The following is an 18,262-nucleotide window of genomic DNA, read 5'->3' as shown; positions in this document are numbered from 1 at the left end:
TCGGATGGGTATGTCCGGCATTTTGGCATCGTCGCAGGTGAGGCGCGTCACTGATTTGGGTTCGAGTCCCACCCGCCCCACCGCAGCCCGTGACCGCAGGAAGGTTTCACCTGCGGTCGCGGGCTTCTTGGTTCCCAGGGTGCGCCGCCCTCGACGGCACCTTCGCCACGACACGCCGACGTCACCCGGATGCCTCGCGCACTGCGACACGGGACCCCTGTGCGCAGGGGTGGGGGACCCCAGGGGGTGGGGCTCGGGGCCGGGGGCTGCGGTGGGGTCGTGGGTAGGGGGCGGGTAAGGGCGGTTAAGGGTGGGGCGGCGGGGTCGGCGTGCGTACCGTCGTTCGTACCGGGGCGATCGAACGGCTCACAGCGCGGTGAGGACCGGCCCCGAGTTCCCGCACCACCCACCTCGGCACCCGAAGTCGCCGGCGGACGCATGCGTACGCCGTGGCCGCCGCGCGTGCCGAGCTCATCCAAGGGGGAACCATGGATGCTCTGGCCGAGGCCCTGCTCGCCGGGGCCGGACCGGACGAGCTGGAACGGCACGCGTTACCCGCGGAGTACCTGGCCGCGCACCTGCGCGACTCGGACGTGGACATGTTCGCCGGCATCGAGGACCGGGACGTCCGGAAGTCGCTGCAGGTAGGGCCGGTGCCCATGCCGGAACTCGCCCCGGACGAGGTCGTCGTCGCGGTCATGGCGAGTTCGGTGAACTACAACACCGTCTGGTCGGCCACGTTCGAGCCGAAGCCCACCTTCGACTTCCTCCGGCGGTACGGCCGCCAGCGCGGCGACGCGGCCCGGCACGACCTGCCGCACCACGTGCTCGGCTCGGACGCCGCCGGGGTCGTCGTCCGGGTCGGCGCCGGGGTCCGGCGCTGGAAGGCCGGAGACCATGTGGTCGTCAGCTGCGTCCAGGTCGACTCCGAGGAGCCCGCCACCCACGCCGACGCGATGCTCGGCGCCGAGCAGCGCATCTGGGGCTACGAGACGAACTTCGGCGGCCTCGCCCACTACAGCGTCGTCCGCGCCAGTCAGCTGCTGCCCAAGCCAGGCCACCTGACCTGGGAGGAGGCCGCCGGCGTCATGCTGACCGCGGCGACCTCCTACCGGATGCTCGTCGGCGACAACGGCGCCCGCGTCAAGCAGGGCGACATCGTGCTGATCTGGGGCGCGACCGGCGGGCTCGGCGCCTTCGCCGTCCAGATGGTGAAGAACGCGGGCGGCATCCCCGTCGGCGTCGTCGGCTCCCCGCGCAAGGCCGAGCTCCTGCGCCGGCTCGGCTGCGACGTGGTCATCGACCGCTCGGAGATCGGCCTCGGCGGAGACTCCGCCCCCGGCCCGGAACGGACCATCGAGTTCGGCAAGGCGCTCGGCCGCGAGATCCGGCGCCAGGTCGGCGAGGACCCGCACATCGTCTTCGACTACATCGGCCGGGCGACCTTCGGCATCTCCGTCTTCGTCGTCCGCCGCGGCGGCACCGTCGTCACCTGCGGCTCCAGCACCGGCTACGACCACCACTACGACAACCGCTACCTGTGGATGAACCTGAAGCGCATCGTCGGCAGCCACGCCGCGAACCTCCAGGAGCAGGCCGAGTGCAACCGGCTCTTCCAGCTCGGGCACCTCTCCCCGATCCTCTCGGAGGTCTACCCGCTCGCCGAGGTCGGCGAGGCCGCCCGCCTCGTCCAGGAGAACCGCCACACCGGCAAGGTCGGCGTGCTCTGCCTGGCACCCGAGGAGGGCCTCGGCGTCACCGACCCCGCACTCCGCGCCCGCCTCGGCGACGAGCGGATCAACCCGCTGCGCAGCACGTCGAGGGCGGCGGTCTGACATGACGGAACGGCATATCGGGATCCTCGCCACGGGCTCCTACCTGCCCAAGCGCGAGGTCGACAACGAGGAGATCGCCGCCCGCGTCGGGGTCACCCCCGAGTGGATCGAGCAGAAGACCCAGATCCGCTCGCGGCGCTACGCCGCCCCCTACGAGGCCACCTCCGACCTGGCCGTACGCGCCGCCGAGAACGCCCTCGAACAGGCCGGACTGACCGCGGACCTCATCGACCATCTCATCGTCTCCACCTCCACCGGCGACTTCCCCCAGCCCCCGACCTCCTACCTCGTCCAGACGGCCCTCGGTGCGGTCAACGCCGCCTGCTTCGACGTCAACGTCGTCTGCAGCGGCTTCGTCTACGCCCTCGAACTGGCCCGCTGCCTCGTCATGGCCGCACCCGACAGCCGGGTCCTGGTCATCGGCGCCGACCTCTACTCCCGCATCCTCGACTTCGACGACCGCCGCACCGCCGTCCTCTTCGCCGACGGCGCGGGCGCCGCCGTCGTCGGGGCCGTACCCGCCCCGTACGGGATCCTCGGCATCGACCTCGCCAGCCGCGGCGACGCCCACGGACTGATCCGGGTCGAGGCGGGCGGCAGCCGCAACCCGGCCTCGGAGACCACCGTGGCCGACGGCGGCCACTACTTCCGCATGGACGGCCGAGGCGTACGGGACTTCGTCGCCGAGCACGTCCCGCCCGCGCTCGCCGGCCTCGCCCGGCGCACCGGCGTGGACCTCGCACAGGTCGACCACTTCGTGCCCCACCAGGCCAACGGCGTCCTGCTGAACGACGTCGTGGAGCGCGCCGGCCTGCGCCGCGCCATGACCCACCGCACGCTGCGGACGTACGGAAACGTGGGCAGCGCGTCGGTTCCCGTCGCTCTCGACGACGCCCACCGCAGCGGCGCGCTGTCCCCGGGGCAGCTGGTGCTGCTCGCCGGATTCGGCGGCGGCATGTCGATCGGAGCGGCGCTTCTCACCTGGGGGACCGGAGCATGACCGAAACCGTGACGGATGCGACCACGACGACCACGACCACGGGTGCCGCCTCCGCCATCCGGCGTGTCGGCGTCGTCGGCAGCGGCATCATGGGCAGCGGTGTCGCCGAGCTCTGCGCCCGGGCCGGCCTGGACGTCGTCGTCCAGGTGTCCTCCGCCGGCTCCCTCGTCACCGGACCGCAGCGGCTGACCCGGTCCCTCGACCGGGGCGTCGCCAAGGGGAAGCTGACGGAACAGGAACGCGAAGCGACCCTGGGCCGGGTCTCGTTCACCCGCGACCTCGACGAACTCGCCGACCGGCAGCTCGTGATCGAGGCCGTAAAGGAGGACGAGCGGCTGAAACTGGAACTCTTCGCCACCCTCGACAAGATCGTCACGGACCCGGACGCGATCCTCGCCTCCAACACCTCCTCACTGTCGATCGTGCGGCTCGCCGGCGCCACCGACCGGCCCGGACACGTCCTCGGCCTGCACTTCTTCAACCCCGCGCAGGTCCTGCCGCTGGTCGAGGTCGTCGACTCGGTGCTCACCGAGCCGCGGGTCAGCGACCGGGCCCTGGCGTTCGTGCGGGACGTCCTCGGCAAGAAGCCCATCAAGTCCCCCGACCGGGCCGGCTTCGTCGTGAACGCCCTGCTCTTCCCGTACCTCCTGTCGGCCGTCCGGATGCTCGACTCCGGCCTCGCGACGGCCGAGGTCATCGACGACGGCATGGTCCACGGCTGCTCGCACCCCATGGGGCCGCTCCGGCTGGCCGACCTCATCGGCCTGGACACCACCGTCTCCATCGCGCAGGCCATGTACGAGGAGTTCAAGGAGCCGCTCTACGCGCCTCCGCCGCTGCTCCTGCGCATGGTCGACGGCGGCCTGCTGGGCAAGAAGTCCGGCCGCGGGTTCTACGCGTACGGCTGACAGCCCCCGTCGCCGTCTCATCTCGTTCGCTTGTCTCCGAACTCCCTCCCTCCCCGCACCCCTTCAGCACACCTCGCCGCGCCCTTCAGCGTGCCCGCGCGACCACGGAAAGGACGAGCACACCATGGACACTGCAGTGCCCGAGGAGCCCATCGCCGTCGTCGGGATGGCCTGCCGCTTCCCCGGAGCCGCGGGGCCGGAGGCGTACTGGCGGCTGCTCACCGCCGGGGAGAGCGCGGTGTCCGACCGGTCGCCCGGCTCCCGTCCCGGCCTCCCGGCCGGGGCGGTGCGCCGTCCGGCCGGATTCGTCGACGGCGTCGACGGGTTCGACCCCGAGTTCTTCGGCATCACCCCCCGGGAAGCGGCGGCCATCGACCCGCAGCAGCGCCTCATGCTCGAACTCGCCTGGGAGGCACTGGAGAACGCCGGAATCGTCCCGGGCACGCTGCGGGGCGCGCGGGCCGGGGTCTTCGTCGGCGCGATCTGGGACGACTACGCGAAACTCGCCCACGAGCAGGGCGCCGACGCCGTCAGCCACCACACCATCACCGGCGTCAGCCGGGGCATCATCGCCAACCGCGTCTCCTACGTCCTCGGCCTGCGCGGCCCCAGCCTCGTCGTCGACACGGCCCAGTCCTCGTCCCTCGTCGCCGTCCAGCTCGCCTGCGAGAGCCTGCGCAAGGGCGACTCGGAGGTGGCCCTCGCGGGCGGCGTGAGCCTGAACCTCCTGCCCGAGGGCTTCACCGTGGCCGAACGGTTCGGCGCGCTGTCGCCCGACGGCCGCACGTACACCTTCGACGAGCGCGCCAACGGATACGTACGGGGTGAGGGCGGCGGCGTCGTCGTCCTCAAGACCCTGAGCCGGGCCCGCGCGGACGGCGACACCGTGCACGGCCTCGTCCTCGGCGGCGCCGTCAACAACGACGGTGGCGGCGGCAACCTCACCGCCCCGAACGGAGCCGCCCAGGAGGAAGTGCTGCGCCGCGCCTACGAGCGGGCCGGCGCCGACCCCGCGGCCGTCCGCTTCGTCGAGCTGCACGGCACCGGCACCCCCCTCGGCGACCCCATCGAGGCGGCCGCCGTCGGCGCCGTCCTCGGCCACGGCAGCGGCCGGGCCGCGCGCACCCCGCTGCTCGTCGGCTCCGTCAAGCCCAACATCGGTCACCTGGAGGGCGCCGCGGGCATCGCGGGCCTCATCAAGGCCGTCCTCTCCCTGCGCGAGCGCACCCTCCCCGCGAGCCTCGGCTTCCGCTCCGCGAACCCCGCCATCCCCCTCGACGACCTCCGGCTGCGGGTCAACGACCGCCTCAGCCCGCTGGAGAGCGCGGAGGGCGCGGAGAGCGACGGGCGGATCCTGGCCGGTGTCTCCTCCTTCGGGATGGGCGGCACCAACTGCCACCTCGTCCTCGCCGACCCGGGGACGGTCGCCGCACAGCAGAAGCGGCAGGAACCGTTCGAGACCAGCTCCTCGCCCGTCCCGCTCGCCGTCTCCGGCCGCACCCCCGACGCACTGCGGGCCCAGGCCGACGCCCTGCGCGCCCACATGGAGAGCCACCCCGGGCAGCGGCTCGACGACCTCGCGCACGCGCTCGCCGTCACCCGCACCCCCTTCGAGCACCGCGCCCTGATCCTCGCCGAAGGCCCCGACGCGGCGTGGACCGCGCTCGCCGGGCTCGCCGCCGGGACCACCCCCGCCACCGCCACGACGGGCACCGTCCGCCCCGGCGGACTCGCCTTCCTCTTCACCGGCCAGGGCAGCCAGCGCACCGGCATGGGCCGGGAGCTGTACGAGACGTATCCGGTGTTCGCCACCGCACTGGACGAGGCCTGCGCCGCGCTCGACGCACACCTCGCACACCTCGACCGCCCGCTGCGCGAGGTGATGTTCGGGACCGGGTCCGACGAGGACACGAGGACGGGCACGGGTAGCGAGGCCGGTGCTGCCGAGAGCGGCCCGCTGCACCGGACCGCGTACACCCAGCCCGCCCTCTTCGCGTACGAGACCGCGCTCTTCCGCCTGCTGACCGACTGGGGTCTCGCCCCCGACGTCGTCGTCGGCCACTCCGTCGGCGAGATCGCCGCCGCCCACTGCGCCGGTGTCCTCTCCCTCCGGGACGCCGCCGCCCTCGTCGCCGCGCGCGGCCGGCTCATGCAGGATCTGCCGGCCGGCGGAGCCATGGTCTCCGTCCAGGCCTCCGAGGAGGAGGTACTGCCCACCCTCGCCGGACGGGAGGACCTGGTCTCCGTCGCCGCCCTCAACGGCCCCCTGTCCACCGTGCTCGCCGGCGACGAGGACACCGTGCTCGAACTCGCCGAACTGTGGCGCGCCCGCGGCCGCAAGGCCACCCGCCTGCGGGTCAGCCACGCGTTCCACTCGCCCCGCATGGACCCGATGCTCGACGCCTTCCGGGAGGTGGCGGCCGGTCTCGACTACCGGGCGCCCCGCATCGACGTGGTGTCCAACCTGACCGGCCGTACCGTCGCCGCCGAGGCCGCAGCCGCGGACTCCGTCGCCTCGCCCGAGTACTGGGTGCGGCACGCCCGTGAGGCCGTCCGCTTCCACGACGGCATGCGCGCGCTCGCGGAGCGCGGCACCCGTCTCTTCCTGGAGATCGGTCCCGACGCGGTGCTCGCCGCGATGGGCCGCGACTGCCTGCCGGACCAGGACGGGGCCGTGTTCGCCGCGACCGCCCGGCGCGGCAGGCCCGAGGTGCCCGCGCTGCTCGGCGCCCTCGCCGCCGTCCACACCAACGGGGCCACCGTGGCATGGGAGCGGACCGTCGCCGACCGGGGGCAGCGCCGCCGGGTGCCCCTGCCGACGTACGCCTTCCAGCGCCGTTCCTACTGGCTGCCGAGGGCCGCGGGCGGGAGGACGGGGACGCTTCTCGCGGGCGGTGCCTGGACGCCCCTGGACCTCGCTCCGGTGGAGGAGCCGACCGGTCTTTGGGCCGTCGCGGGCCAGGACGACTTCGGCCTGGCCACCGCCCTCACCACCGGCACCGGAGGCGTGACCGTCCACCCGGACATGACCACCCTCGCGTCCGCGTCCTGCGGCGGAGCGCCCGAGGTGATCCTCGTGTCGTGCCCCGCACCGGCCATCGCCGGGCCGCTCCTCGACGAGGTGCGCGGCTGCCTGGCGGACGACCGCCTCGCCGGAGCCCGCCTGGTGTGCGTCACCCGGGGCGCGGTCTCCACCGGCGTCGCGGACAAAGCGCCGGAACCGGCCGATGACGGCACCCTGTGGGAGCGGCTCCGCGCCCTGGGGGCCGAACACCCGGGCCGGGTCGCCCTGTTGGACCTGGGCGGCGCGCGGGAGTCGCTGCGGGCGCTGCCCGCCGCCATCGCCTCGGGCGAGCCGGAGACCGCCCTGCGCGACGGGACCGTGCTGGTGCCGAGCACCGGGCGCGCGGTGACGACCCCGACCGCGAAGCCGCAGGACTCGTCCGCCGCGACGTCCGCCGCAGGGCTCGCGGGACGCGTCGCGGGAATGCCCCGGGAGACCGCCGAGCAGCTCGTCGACGAGGCCGTCCGTACCGACGTCGCCGCCGTGATGGGGTACTCATCGGCGGACGCCGTCGACACCGTACGCACCTTCAAGGAGCTCGGGTTCGACTCCCTCACCGCCGTGGAACTCCGCGACCGGCTGAACACGACCACCGGTGTCCGCCTCCCCGCCACCCTGATCTTCGACCACCCCACGACCGACGCCGTCGTCCGCCACGTGTGCGACGAACTCCTCGGTGCGGATGAGGAGTTCGCCGTCGGCCGCGCCGCTTCCGGCCCGTCCGCCCAGGAGGACGACCCGATCGTCGTCGTGGGGATGGGGTGCCGGTATCCGGGTGGGGTGGCGTCGCCCGAGGATCTGTGGGGGTTGGTGGAGTCGGGGCGGGACGCGGTTTCCGGTTTTCCGGTGGATCGTGGGTGGGATCTGGAGGAGTTGTACGACCCGGGGGCGGAGCGGCCGGGTACTTCGTACACGCGTGAGGGTGGCTTCCTGCATGAGGCTGCCGAGTTCGATGCGGAGTTCTTCGGTATCTCGCCGCGTGAGGCGTTGGCGATGGATCCGCAGCAGCGGTTGTTCCTGGAGGTGTCGTGGGAGGCGTTGGAGCGGGCCGGGATCGACCCGGCCGTGCTCAGGGGCAGCGCCACCGGCGTCTACGCGGGGACGTTCGGCTTCCGCGACCAGGGCGACGGCGGACAGGGCGGCGCCGAGGGACAGCGGATGACCGGCAGCGCGGCGAGCGTCCTCTCCGGCCGAGTGGCCTACTCGTTCGGCCTTGAGGGTCCTGCGGTGACGGTGGACACGGCCTGTTCGTCGTCGCTCGTCTCGTTGCACATGGCGGTGCAGGGCCTGCGTCAGGGCGACTGCTCGATGGCGTTGGTCGGTGGCGTGACGGTGATGTCGTCACCGGGGACGTTCGTGGAGTTCAGCCGGCAGAAGGGGTTGTCGGCGGACGGTCGGTGCAAGGCGTTCGCGGCGTCCGCGGACGGCACGGGCTGGGCCGAGGGCGTGGGCGTGCTGGTCGTGGAGCGGTTGTCGGATGCCGTACGGAACGGGCGGCGGGTTCTGGCGGTCGTGCGGGGTACGGCCGTGAACCAGGACGGCGCCTCGAACGGGTTGACGGCGCCGAACGGGCCTTCGCAGCAGCGGGTGATCCGGCGGGCGTTGGCCGAGGCGGGGCTCGCGGCGCGGGACGTGGACGCGGTGGAGGCGCACGGGACCGGGACGCGTCTCGGCGATCCGATCGAGGCGCAGGCGCTGCTCGCCACCTATGGGCAGGACCGGGCGGCCGGTGAGCCGCTGTGGCTCGGGTCGTTGAAGTCCAACATCGGGCATGCGCAGGCCGCTGCCGGAGTCGGTGGTGTGATCAAGATGGTGATGGCGATGCGGCACGGTGTGCTGCCGCGGACGCTGCACGTGGATGAGCCGACTCCGTTCGTCGACTGGGAGGCGGGTGCGGTCGAACTCCTTACCGAGCAGCGCGACTGGCCCGAGACCGGGCGGCCCCGCCGCTCGTCGGTCTCCTCGTTCGGGATCAGCGGGACCAACGCGCACGTGGTCCTCGAACAGGCGCCCGTCGAAGCCACGGACGCGGTGCCGGTGGCAGAAAGTACGCCGCCCCGGCCCTTCCCGCTCGTCCTCTCCGCCACCTCGCCGCAGGCGCTCGCGGAGCAGGCCGTGCGGCTCCGTACCCATCTCGACACCCTGGACGAGGTGGGCCTGTCGGCCCTCGGACGCTCCCTCGCCCTCGGGCGGACCGCCTTCGCCCAGCGTGCGGCCGTCCTCGCCGAGAGCCCCGAGGACCTCCGGGAAGGACTGGACGCGCTCGCGGCCGACGGCCCGTCCGCGCGGCTCGTCACCGGCGCGCCGGTGAGCGGCCGGACGGCCTTCCTCTTCACCGGACAGGGCGCCCAGCGGGCCGGCATGGGGCGGGGACTGTACGACACCCACCCGGTGTTCGCCGCCGCCTTCGACGCGGTGTGCGAACAGCTCGACCGGCACGTCGGCCGCTCGGTGCGCGACGTCGTCTTCGCGGGCCCCGAGGACTGGGAGGAGGGCCTGCTCGACCAGACGCTGTTCACACAGACGGGCCTGTTCGCCCTGGAGGTGGCCCTGTTCCGGCTCGTCGAGAGCCTGGGCCTCACCCCCGACTACGTGGCCGGCCACTCGATCGGTGAGCTGGCGGCCGCCCATGTGTCGGGTGTGCTGTCGCTCGCGGACGCGGCGGCGTTGGTGGCGGCGCGGGGCAGGCTGATGCAGGCGCTGCCGCAGACCGGTGCGATGGTGTCGGTCCTGGCGGCCGAGGCGGACGTGGCACCGCTGTTGGTGGGGCGTGAGCACGAGGTGGCCGTCGCCGCGGTCAACGGGCCCGGGTCCGTGGTGATCTCCGGTGACACGGAGGCCGTGCTCGGCATCGCGAAGGACCTGGGCACCCGGGGCGTGAAGACCCGGCGTCTGACGGTCAGCCACGCCTTCCACTCGCCCCACATGGACCCGATGCTCGACGACTTCCGTGCCGTGGCCGAGGGCCTGACCTACGCGGCCCCGGTCATCCCCCTCGTGTCCGACGTGACCGGTGAGGTGATCCCCGCCGAGCAGGTGGGCACGCCCGACTACTGGGTCCGGCACGTACGCGAGGCCGTCCGCTTCGCCGACACCGTGCGCACCCTGCGCGACGCGGGCGTCACGACCTTCGTCGAACTCGGTCCCGACGGCGTCCTGTCGGCCCTCGGCCGGGACTGCCTGCCGGACGGGGACGAGGAGACCGAGTTCGTGCCGCTGCTCCGCAAGGACCGCGACGACGGCCCCGCCCTCGCGCACGGCCTCGCCCGGCTGTGGGTGCGCGACGCCGCACCGGCCTGGGACGCCGGGCTCGGCGGCGGCTCCGGCACCCACCCGGGCGACCTGCCCACGTACGCCTTCCAGCGCAGGCGGTACTGGGCCATGCCCGTCCGTCCTGCCGGAGACCTCGGCGAGTCCGGTCTCGCACCGGCCGCACACCCCCTGCTCGGCGCGGTGCTCACCCGGGCCGACGCCGACGAGACGCTCTTCACCGGACGGCTCTCGCTGAAGACCCATCCCTGGCTCGCCGACCACGCGGTGCTCGGCCGGGTGCTGCTGCCGGGCACGGCCTTCGTGGAGCTGGCCGTACGGGCCGGCAGCGAGACGGGCGCAGGACACCTGGAGGAACTCGCCCTGGAGGCGCCCCTGGTGCTGCCCGAGCGCGGAGCCGTCCGCCTCCAGGTGGCCGTCGGCGCCCCCGACGCGACCGGACACCGCTCCGTGACCCTCCACTCCCGCCCCGACAGCGACGACTTCGAGGAGCCGTGGACCCGGCACGCCGACGGCACCCTCGCGCCCGAGCCGACGGCCCCCGGCTTCGACCTGGCGGTCTGGCCGCCGAGGGACGCCCGGCCGGTCGAGCTCACCGGACGCTACGAGGACCTCGCCGCACAGGGCTTCGCCTACGGCCCGGCCTTCCAGGGCCTGCGGTCCGTCTGGCGCCGGGGCACCGAGGTCTTCGCCGAACTCGCCCTGCCCGAAGGGCAGAAGGAGCAGGCGGCCGGCTTCGGCCTGCACCCCGCCCTGCTGGACTCGGCGCTGCACGCCATCGAGCTGGGTGTGCTGCCGGGCACCGGTGAGCCGCGGCTGCCCTTCGTGTGGAGCGGAGTCTCGCTGTACGCCACCGGCGCCGCCGCCGCCCGGGTCCGACTGGCCCCCGCCGGGGCGGGCTCGGTGACCATCGAACTCGCCGACGCGACGGGCGCCCCGGTCGCCGCGGTCGCGTCGCTCGCGGTACGGGCCGTCTCCGCCGACCAGCTCGCCGCGGCGGGCGGGCGCGCTCACGAGGCGCTGTTCCTGCCCGCCTGGACGGCGGCCGCGAGCGGCGACGGGACGTGGCGCGAGCCGTGGACGGTGCTCGGCGACGAGGCCCTGCTCGCGCTGCCCGCGGCCGAACGGTTCGCCGACGTGGCCGCCCTCCGTGACGCCGTCGCCGCCGGCAGGACCGCGCCCGCCGTGGCCGTGCTGCCGCTGACCGGCCCGGCCGGGGCGGGCACCGACGCCGGCGCCGTACGCGACGCCGTGGATGGTGCCCTGTCCGCCGTACGGAGCTGGCTGGCCGACGAGCGGCTCGCCGAGTCCCGGCTGGCCGTGGTCACCCGCCGCGCGGTCGCCGCCGCGCCCGACGAGGACGTGCGCGACCTGCCGAACGCGGCCGTGTGGGGCCTGCTGCGGGCGGCGCAGACCGAGCACCCCGACCGGCTGGTCCTCGTCGACCTCGACCTGGATCTCGACGAGGACGGCGCGTCCGTCGCCGAGGCGCTCGGCACGGCGCTGTCCACGGACGAACCGCAGGTTGCGGTCCGCTCGGGCGTCCCCCGCGTGCCGCGACTCGAACGCGCCGTGGTCCCCGACGGCGACCAAGGCCCGTGGGACCCGGACGGCACGGTGCTCGTCACCGGCGGCACCGGAGCGCTCGGGGCCCTCCTCGCCCGGCACCTCGTCGAACGGCACGGCGCACGGAGCCTGCTCCTCGTCGGCCGTCGGGGGCTCGCGGCCGACGGCGCCGCCGCACTGCGCGACGACCTGACGGCGCGGGGGGCGGAGGTGACCGTCGCGGCCTGCGACGTCGCCGACCGGGAGGCCCTGGCGGCGCTGCTCGCCGGGATCCCATCCGGGCGCCCCCTGCGGGCGGTGGTGCACGCGGCCGGTGTCCTCGACGACGGCGTCCTGGAGTCGCTGACGCCCGAGCGCATGGAGCGTGTGCTCCGGCCCAAGGCGGAGGCCGCGTGGAACCTGCACGAGGCCACGCGAGACGCGCGGCTGACCGCCTTCGTCCTCTACTCCTCCATCCAGGGCCTCCTCGGCGGCGCGGGACAGGCGAACTACGCGGCGGCCAACACCTACCTGGACGCCCTGGCCCAGCACCGCCGCTCCCAGGGGCTTCCCGCCACCGCGCTCGCCTGGGGCCCCTGGGCCGACGGCGGCATGGCGGCCGGCCTCTCGGCCGCCGACCGCGACCGGTTCGCCCGCACGGGCATGGCCGCGATCGGCGCCGAGCAGGGCATGGAGCTCCTCGACGCGGCCCTGCGGCTCGACGCGCCCGCGGCCGTACCGCTGCCGATCGACCCGGCCGCGCTGCGCGCGCTCGGCGCCGGGATCCCGCCCCTGCTCAGCGGACTCGTCCGGCCCACGGCGGCCCGCAGGGCGGCCGCGTCCGGCGGCCAGGCCGCAGGTCCTGCCGCGGGGCCCACGCTCGCCGAGCGCCTGGCGGGCCGCACCGAGGACGAGCGACGGCAGATGCTCCTGGACCTCGTCCGAACCGAGGTCGCCGGAACCCTTGCCTACGGCGGGGCCGACTCCGTCGACGTGAAGCGGGGCTTCAAGGAGCTGGGCCTCGACTCGCTGACCGCAGTCGAACTGCGCAACCGGCTCGGCAGGACGACCGGTCTTCGGCTGTCCGCGACGCTCGTCTTCGACTACCCGACGCCCGAGGCCGTCGCCGACCATCTCGTGACGGCGCTGGCACCCGAACCGGCCACGGCGCCCGCCGACGCGCCCGACGAGAACGAGGTCCGCCGCCTGCTCGCGGCCCTCCCGGTCGACCGCCTGCGCCAGGCCGGCCTGCTCGACGGCCTGCTCAGGCTCGCCCACGAGACCGCCGCCGGAACCGGCACCGAGGCCACTGCGGCCGGCCCCCAAGACAGCGCCGACATCGACGACATGGACGTCGACGCCCTCATCCGCATGGCCCGCGCGGGCTCCGAAGTCTGACACGTTCCGAACGGGAGAGAATCATGACGAACACGGCGCCCGACGAACTCGTCGCAGCCCTCCGCGACTCGCTCAAGGAGAACGCAAGGCTCCGCCTGCAGAACCGGCAGATCACCGACGCGGCCCAGGAACCCATCGCCATCGTGGGGATGGGGTGCCGGTATCCGGGTGGGGTGGCGTCGCCCGAGGATCTGTGGGGGTTGGTGGAGTCGGGGCGGGACGCGGTTTCCGGTTTTCCGGTGGATCGTGGGTGGGATCTGGAGGAGTTGTACGACCCGGGGGCGGAGCGGCCGGGTACTTCGTACACGCGTGAGGGCGGTTTCCTGCATGAGGCTGCCGAGTTCGATGCGGAGTTCTTCGGTATCTCGCCGCGTGAGGCGTTGGCGATGGATCCGCAGCAGCGGTTGTTCCTGGAGGTGTCGTGGGAGGCGTTGGAGCGGGCCGGGATCGACCCGGCCGTGCTCAGGGGCAGTGTCACCGGCGTCTACGCGGGCCAGATGTACTACGACTACGGTCCGCGCCTCCACGACCTGGTCGAGGGCGTCGAGGGCTATCGGCTGACCGGTGGCCTGGCCAGCGTGCTGTCGGGCCGGGTCGCGTACACCTTCGGTCTTGAGGGCCCTGCGGTGACGGTGGACACGGCGTGCTCGTCGTCGCTGGTGACCCTGCACATGGCGGTGCAGGGCCTGCGTCAGGGGGATTGCTCCTTGGCGTTGGTGGGCGGGGTGACGGTGATGTCCTCGCCGGGGACGTTCGTGGAGTTCAGCCGGCAGAAGGGGTTGTCGGCGGACGGTCGGTGCAAGGCGTTCGCGGCGTCCGCGGACGGCACGGGCTGGGCCGAGGGCGTGGGCGTGCTGGTCGTGGAGCGGTTGTCGGATGCCGTACGGAACGGGCGGCGGGTTCTGGCGGTGGTGCGGGGTTCCGCGGTCAATCAGGACGGTGCGAGCAATGGTCTGACGGCGCCGAACGGGCCTTCGCAGCAGCGGGTGATCCGGCGGGCGTTGGCCGAGGCGGGGCTCGCGGCGCGGGACGTGGACGCGGTGGAGGCGCACGGGACCGGGACGCGTCTTGGCGATCCGATCGAGGCGCAGGCGCTGTTGGCGACGTATGGGCAGGACCGGGCGGCCGGTGAGCCGTTGTGGCTCGGGTCGTTGAAGTCCAACATCGGGCATACGCAGGCCGCTGCCGGTGTCGGTGGTGTGATCAAGATGGTGATGGCGATGCGGCACGGTGTGCTGCCGTCGACCCTGCATGTGGACGAGCCGACTCCGTTCGTCGACTGGGAGGCGGGAGGCGTGGAGCTGCTCCGGGAGCGGCGGGAGTGGCCCGAGACGGGTCGGCCTCGGCGTTCGGCGGTGTCCTCGTTCGGGATCAGCGGGACCAACGCGCACGTGGTCCTCGAACAGGCCCCGGTCGAGGCCGTGGCCGAGGAACCGGCCGACGAGACCGGGCCGCCCCGGCCCCTCCCGCTCGTTCTCTCCGCCAAGAGTCCGGGCTCGCTGGCCACGGGGGCCCGGCGGTTGCGCGAGCATCTCGCCGAGCACGGTGCCGACCTGGCCGCCGTGGCCGACATCGGCTTCTCCCTCGCCGCCCGCCCGGCTTTCGAGCACCGCGCGGTGGTCCTGGGCGCCGACACGGCGGAGCTGCGCGACGGTCTCCTCGCGCTCGCCGAGGGGCGTCCCGCCCCCGGCCTCACCTCGGGCGTGGCCGACCGGGCCGGCAAGGTGGCCCTGCTCTTCACCGGTCAGGGCAGCCAGCGGCCGGGCATGGGCCGCGAACTGTACGACACCCACCCGGTGTTCGCGGCCGCCTTCGACGCGGTGTGCGAGGAGGTGGACGGTCTGCTCGAACGTCCGCTGCGTGAGGTCGTGTTCGCCGAGGAGGGCACCGAGACCGCGGAGCTGCTGCACCACACCGCGTACACCCAGACCGCCCTGTTCGCGCACGAGGTGGCGCTGTTCCGGCTCCTGGAGACCTGGGGTCTTCGCCCGGACGTGCTGATGGGGCACTCGATCGGTGAGCTGGCGGCCGCCCATGTGTCGGGTGTGCTGTCGCTCGCGGACGCGGCGGCGTTGGTGGCGGCGCGGGGCAGGCTGATGCAGGCGCTGCCGCAGACCGGTGCGATGGTGTCCGTCCTGGCGGCCGAGGCGGACGTGGCACCGCTGTTGGTGGGTCGTGAGCACGAGGTGGCGATCGCCGCCGTCAACGGGCCCGGGTCCGTGGTGATCTCCGGCGACACGGACGCGGTCCTCGCCGTCGCCGACGACCTGGGCGCTCGCGGTGTGAAGACCCGGCGTCTCACGGTCAGCCACGCCTTCCACTCGCCCCACATGGAGCCGATCCTCGACGAGTTCCGCGCCGTCGCGGGCAAACTGACCTTCTCCCCGCCGACCGTGCCGATCGTCTCCAACGTCACCGGCCGTCTCCTCACCGCGGAGGAGGCGTGCTCCCCGGAGTACTGGGCCGACCACATCCGGGGAGCCGTACGCTTCCACGACGGCCTGGCCACGCTGTGGTCCCAGGGAGTCGGCACCTGCGTGGAACTGGGGCCCGACGCCGTCCTCACGGCCATGGCGCAGGAGGGCCTGGCCGCCGACGGGGCCGCCGAGGCCGCCGACGGCGTCGCCCCCCTGCTGATCGCCGCCCAACGGCGCGGCAGGCCCCAGGTCCGTACCCTCACCGAGGCGATGGCGCAGGCCCACGCGAGCGGGGCGGTCGAGACGGCCTGGCGCGTGCTGTACGAGGGCGCCGGCGCCCGGAGCGTCGAACTGCCCTCGTACTCCTTCCAGCACAAGCGGTACTGGCTGGAGCAGTCCGTCGTGCCGTCGGCCGACGGGACCGCCGACGGCGGCCCGGAGCAGCGGTTCTGGTCCGCCGTGCGGGAGCGGGACCTCGACGGTCTGCGCGCCATGTTCGGGCCGCGGACCGCCGACGCGCTCGCCGACGTCGTACCGGCTCTGGCGGAGTGGAGCGAGGACGGCGCCCGGCGCACCGCCGTCGAGAACTGGCGCTACCGCGCCGCCTGGTGGCCCGCCGACGTACCCGACGACACCGACCTCACCGGCACCTGGCTGGTCGTCGAGCCCCCGGCCGCCACCTCCGCCGCCTCCGCCGCTTCCGGCCTGGCCGCCGAGGTCACGACGGCGCTGGCCGCCCGGGGCGCCCACCCGGTCCGGGTCGTCGTCGACCCGGCGCGGGCGGACCGGGCGTCCGTCGCCCGGCAGCTCGCCGAAGCGGCGGACGGTGCTCCGCTCGCGGGTGTCCTGTCGCTGCTCGCCCTCGACACCACCCCGCTCGACGCCCACCCGGGCGTGTCGCGCGGCACCACGGCCACCCTGCTGATGATCCAGGCCTGCGCCGACGCAGCCGCCCCCGAGGGCGCGTTCGCCCCCGAGGGCGCCGCCGCGCCCCGCCTCTGGCTGCTGACCCAGGGCGCCGTCGCCACCGGCGGCCAGGACCTGACCGCCGACCCGGCCCAGGCCCAGGTGTGGGGTCTTGCCCGGACCGCCGCGCTGGAGCATCCGCGGCTCCTGGGCGGCGCCGTCGACCTCCCGGCCGCACCGGACACGGACGCCCTGCGCCGCCTCACGGCCGCGCTCGCCGCGCCCGCCGACGAGGACCAGCTGGCGATCAGGCCGGCCGGCACGCTCGTACGACGTCTCGTACGCGCCGCCGCCGGCCGCCCGGGCGACGCCGCCTGGACGCCCCGGGGCACCGTCCTCGTCACCGAGGGCACCTGGGGCACGGGCGCGCGGGTCGCCCGCAGGCTCGCCGCCCTCGGCGCCGAGCACCTGCTGCTCACCCACGCCCCCGGGGCGACCGCCCCCGGCACCGGGGAGACCGTGGCCGAACTCGCCGCCCTGGGCGCCGAGGTGACCGTGGCGCCGTGCGACCTCGGCGACCGGGCCGCGGTGGCCGACCTGCTCGCCGCCGTCCCCTCGGACCTGCCGCTCACCGCCGTCGTGCACACCGCCGCCGAACTGGGCGCCGTGCCGCTGGCCGAGACGGACGAGGCGCAGTTCGCCGGCACGGTGAGCGCCACCGTGGCGGGCGCGGCGCACCTGCACGAACTGCTCTCCCACGGCGGCGGCGCAGGCGAAGGCGGCGGCGAAGGCGCCGACGACCTGGACGCCTTCGTGTTGTTCACCTCGGTCGCCGGGGTGTGGGGCAGCGGCGGCCAGGGCGCGTACGGCGCCGCCACCGCTCACCTCGACGCGCTCGCCGACCACCGCAGGGCCGGCGGCCTGACCGCGACCGCGCTGGCCTGGAGCGTCTGGGCGGACACCGCCGTGACCGCCGACGCCACGGTTGACCCCGCTGACCCCGCTGACCCGGCTGACCCCGTTGACCCGGCTGGCGAGGCCGGCGCGGCTGACCCGGCCGACCCGGCCGCCGAGCAGCTCCGTCGCGAGCAGCTTCGCCGGCTCGGCCTGGCCGAACTCGACCCCGAGCGGGCCCTGGACACCATGCTGGAGGCGGTCGGCCGGGCGCACACGGGGCACGTCGTCGCCGATGTCGACTGGGCCCGCTTCGCCCCCGCCCTCGGCGCCGTCCGGAGCACCCCGCTGCTGCGCGCCCTGCCCGAGGCCGTTCAGGCCCTGGAGGAACCGGCCGCCGACGGCTCAGGCACCCCCGCCGAGGCCGAGACCCTGCGGGCGTCCCTCGCGGGCCGGTCCGAGGCGGAGCAGGACCACCTGCTGACCGAGCTGGTCAGGTCCGAGATCGCCGCCGTCCTCGGCCACTCGGGATCCGAGGCCGTGCCCGCGGGCAAGGCCCTGAAGGACCTCGGACTCGACTCGATGGCCGCCGTGACCCTGCGGAACAGACTGGGAGCGGCGACCGGTCTGCGGCTGCCGGCGACGCTCGTCTTCGACCACCCCACCCCCGCGGCCGTGGCCGCCCTCCTGCGCGCCGAACTCGCCCCGGAGGAGCCCGGCTCGGACGTCGAGCAGGAGATCGACCGGCTGGAGGCCCTCCTCGACGGGCTCTCCCCCGACCAGGGTGCCCGCGACCGGATCGGAACCCGGCTGCAGTCGCTGCTGGCCCGGCTCGCCGACCGGGACGCGGAGGCCCCCGGAGCGGGAGTCGCCGAACGCCTCGACGCCGCGTCGGACGACGACATCTTCGCCTTCATCGACAGCGAACTCGGCACCGGCTGACCCCGGCCGAACGGCAGCGTGGCGGCGCAGCCGCGCCGCCACCCGCCGGACCTCAGGCCCTCCCGACCCCCGTGGGCCCCGCC

5 protein-coding genes are annotated in these 18,262 nt (G+C 74.4%); all 5 read left to right on the top strand.

Translation table 11 applies throughout. From position 1 onward, the window contains the following. Positions 1 to 488: 488 nt before the first annotated feature. The 5 genes from ccrA to ACF09C_RS31055 all read left to right on the top strand — a co-directional run bounded on the left by ccrA (position 489) and on the right by ACF09C_RS31055 (position 18,179). Complete coding sequence (gene ccrA / locus ACF09C_RS31075) at positions 489 to 1,835, top strand: crotonyl-CoA carboxylase/reductase (RefSeq protein WP_392096322.1); 1,347 nt, start codon at positions 489 to 491, stop codon at positions 1,833 to 1,835. A gap of 1 nt (position 1,836) precedes the next feature. Then, the gene (locus ACF09C_RS31070) at positions 1,837 to 2,835 is read left to right on the top strand and encodes a 3-oxoacyl-ACP synthase III family protein (RefSeq protein ID WP_392096320.1); all 999 of its coding nucleotides are present in this window, start codon (positions 1,837 to 1,839) and stop codon (positions 2,833 to 2,835) included. After that, positions 2,832 to 3,743: a 3-hydroxybutyryl-CoA dehydrogenase gene (locus ACF09C_RS31065; protein ID WP_392096319.1), complete on the top strand. Its 912-nt coding sequence runs from the start codon at positions 2,832 to 2,834 to the stop codon at positions 3,741 to 3,743. The genes ACF09C_RS31070 and ACF09C_RS31065 overlap by 4 nt, the downstream gene beginning before the upstream one ends. Before the next feature lie 124 nt (positions 3,744 to 3,867). Continuing rightward, positions 3,868 to 13,020 carry a type I polyketide synthase gene (locus ACF09C_RS31060; RefSeq protein ID WP_392096318.1) on the top strand — a complete coding sequence of 3,051 codons (9,153 nt, stop codon included), beginning with the start codon at positions 3,868 to 3,870 and terminating at the stop codon, positions 13,018 to 13,020. Further along, positions 13,017 to 18,179: a type I polyketide synthase gene (locus tag ACF09C_RS31055; protein ID WP_392096543.1), complete on the top strand. Its 5,163-nt coding sequence runs from the start codon at positions 13,017 to 13,019 to the stop codon at positions 18,177 to 18,179. Before ACF09C_RS31060 ends, ACF09C_RS31055 begins: the two co-directional genes overlap by 4 nt. Positions 18,180 to 18,262 lie beyond the last annotated feature (83 nt).

This window comes from Streptomyces sp. NPDC014870 (assembly GCF_043081505.1).
In the GTDB taxonomy this organism is placed as follows: Bacteria; Actinomycetota; Actinomycetes; order Streptomycetales; family Streptomycetaceae; genus Streptomyces.
The sequence above is the reverse complement of the archived record's forward strand: the minus strand, read 5'-3'. Positions and strand labels throughout refer to the sequence as shown.

Excerpts from the sequence above, each read along its gene's own strand:
- ccrA (WP_392096322.1), top strand. The coding sequence starts at position 489 with ATGGATGCTCTGGCCGAGGCCCTGCTCGCCGGGGCCGGACCGGACGAG.
- ACF09C_RS31070 (WP_392096320.1), top strand. The coding sequence starts at position 1,837 with ATGACGGAACGGCATATCGGGATCCTCGCCACGGGCTCCTACCTGCCC.
- ACF09C_RS31065 (WP_392096319.1), top strand. The coding sequence starts at position 2,832 with ATGACCGAAACCGTGACGGATGCGACCACGACGACCACGACCACGGGT.
- ACF09C_RS31060 (WP_392096318.1), top strand. The coding sequence starts at position 3,868 with ATGGACACTGCAGTGCCCGAGGAGCCCATCGCCGTCGTCGGGATGGCC.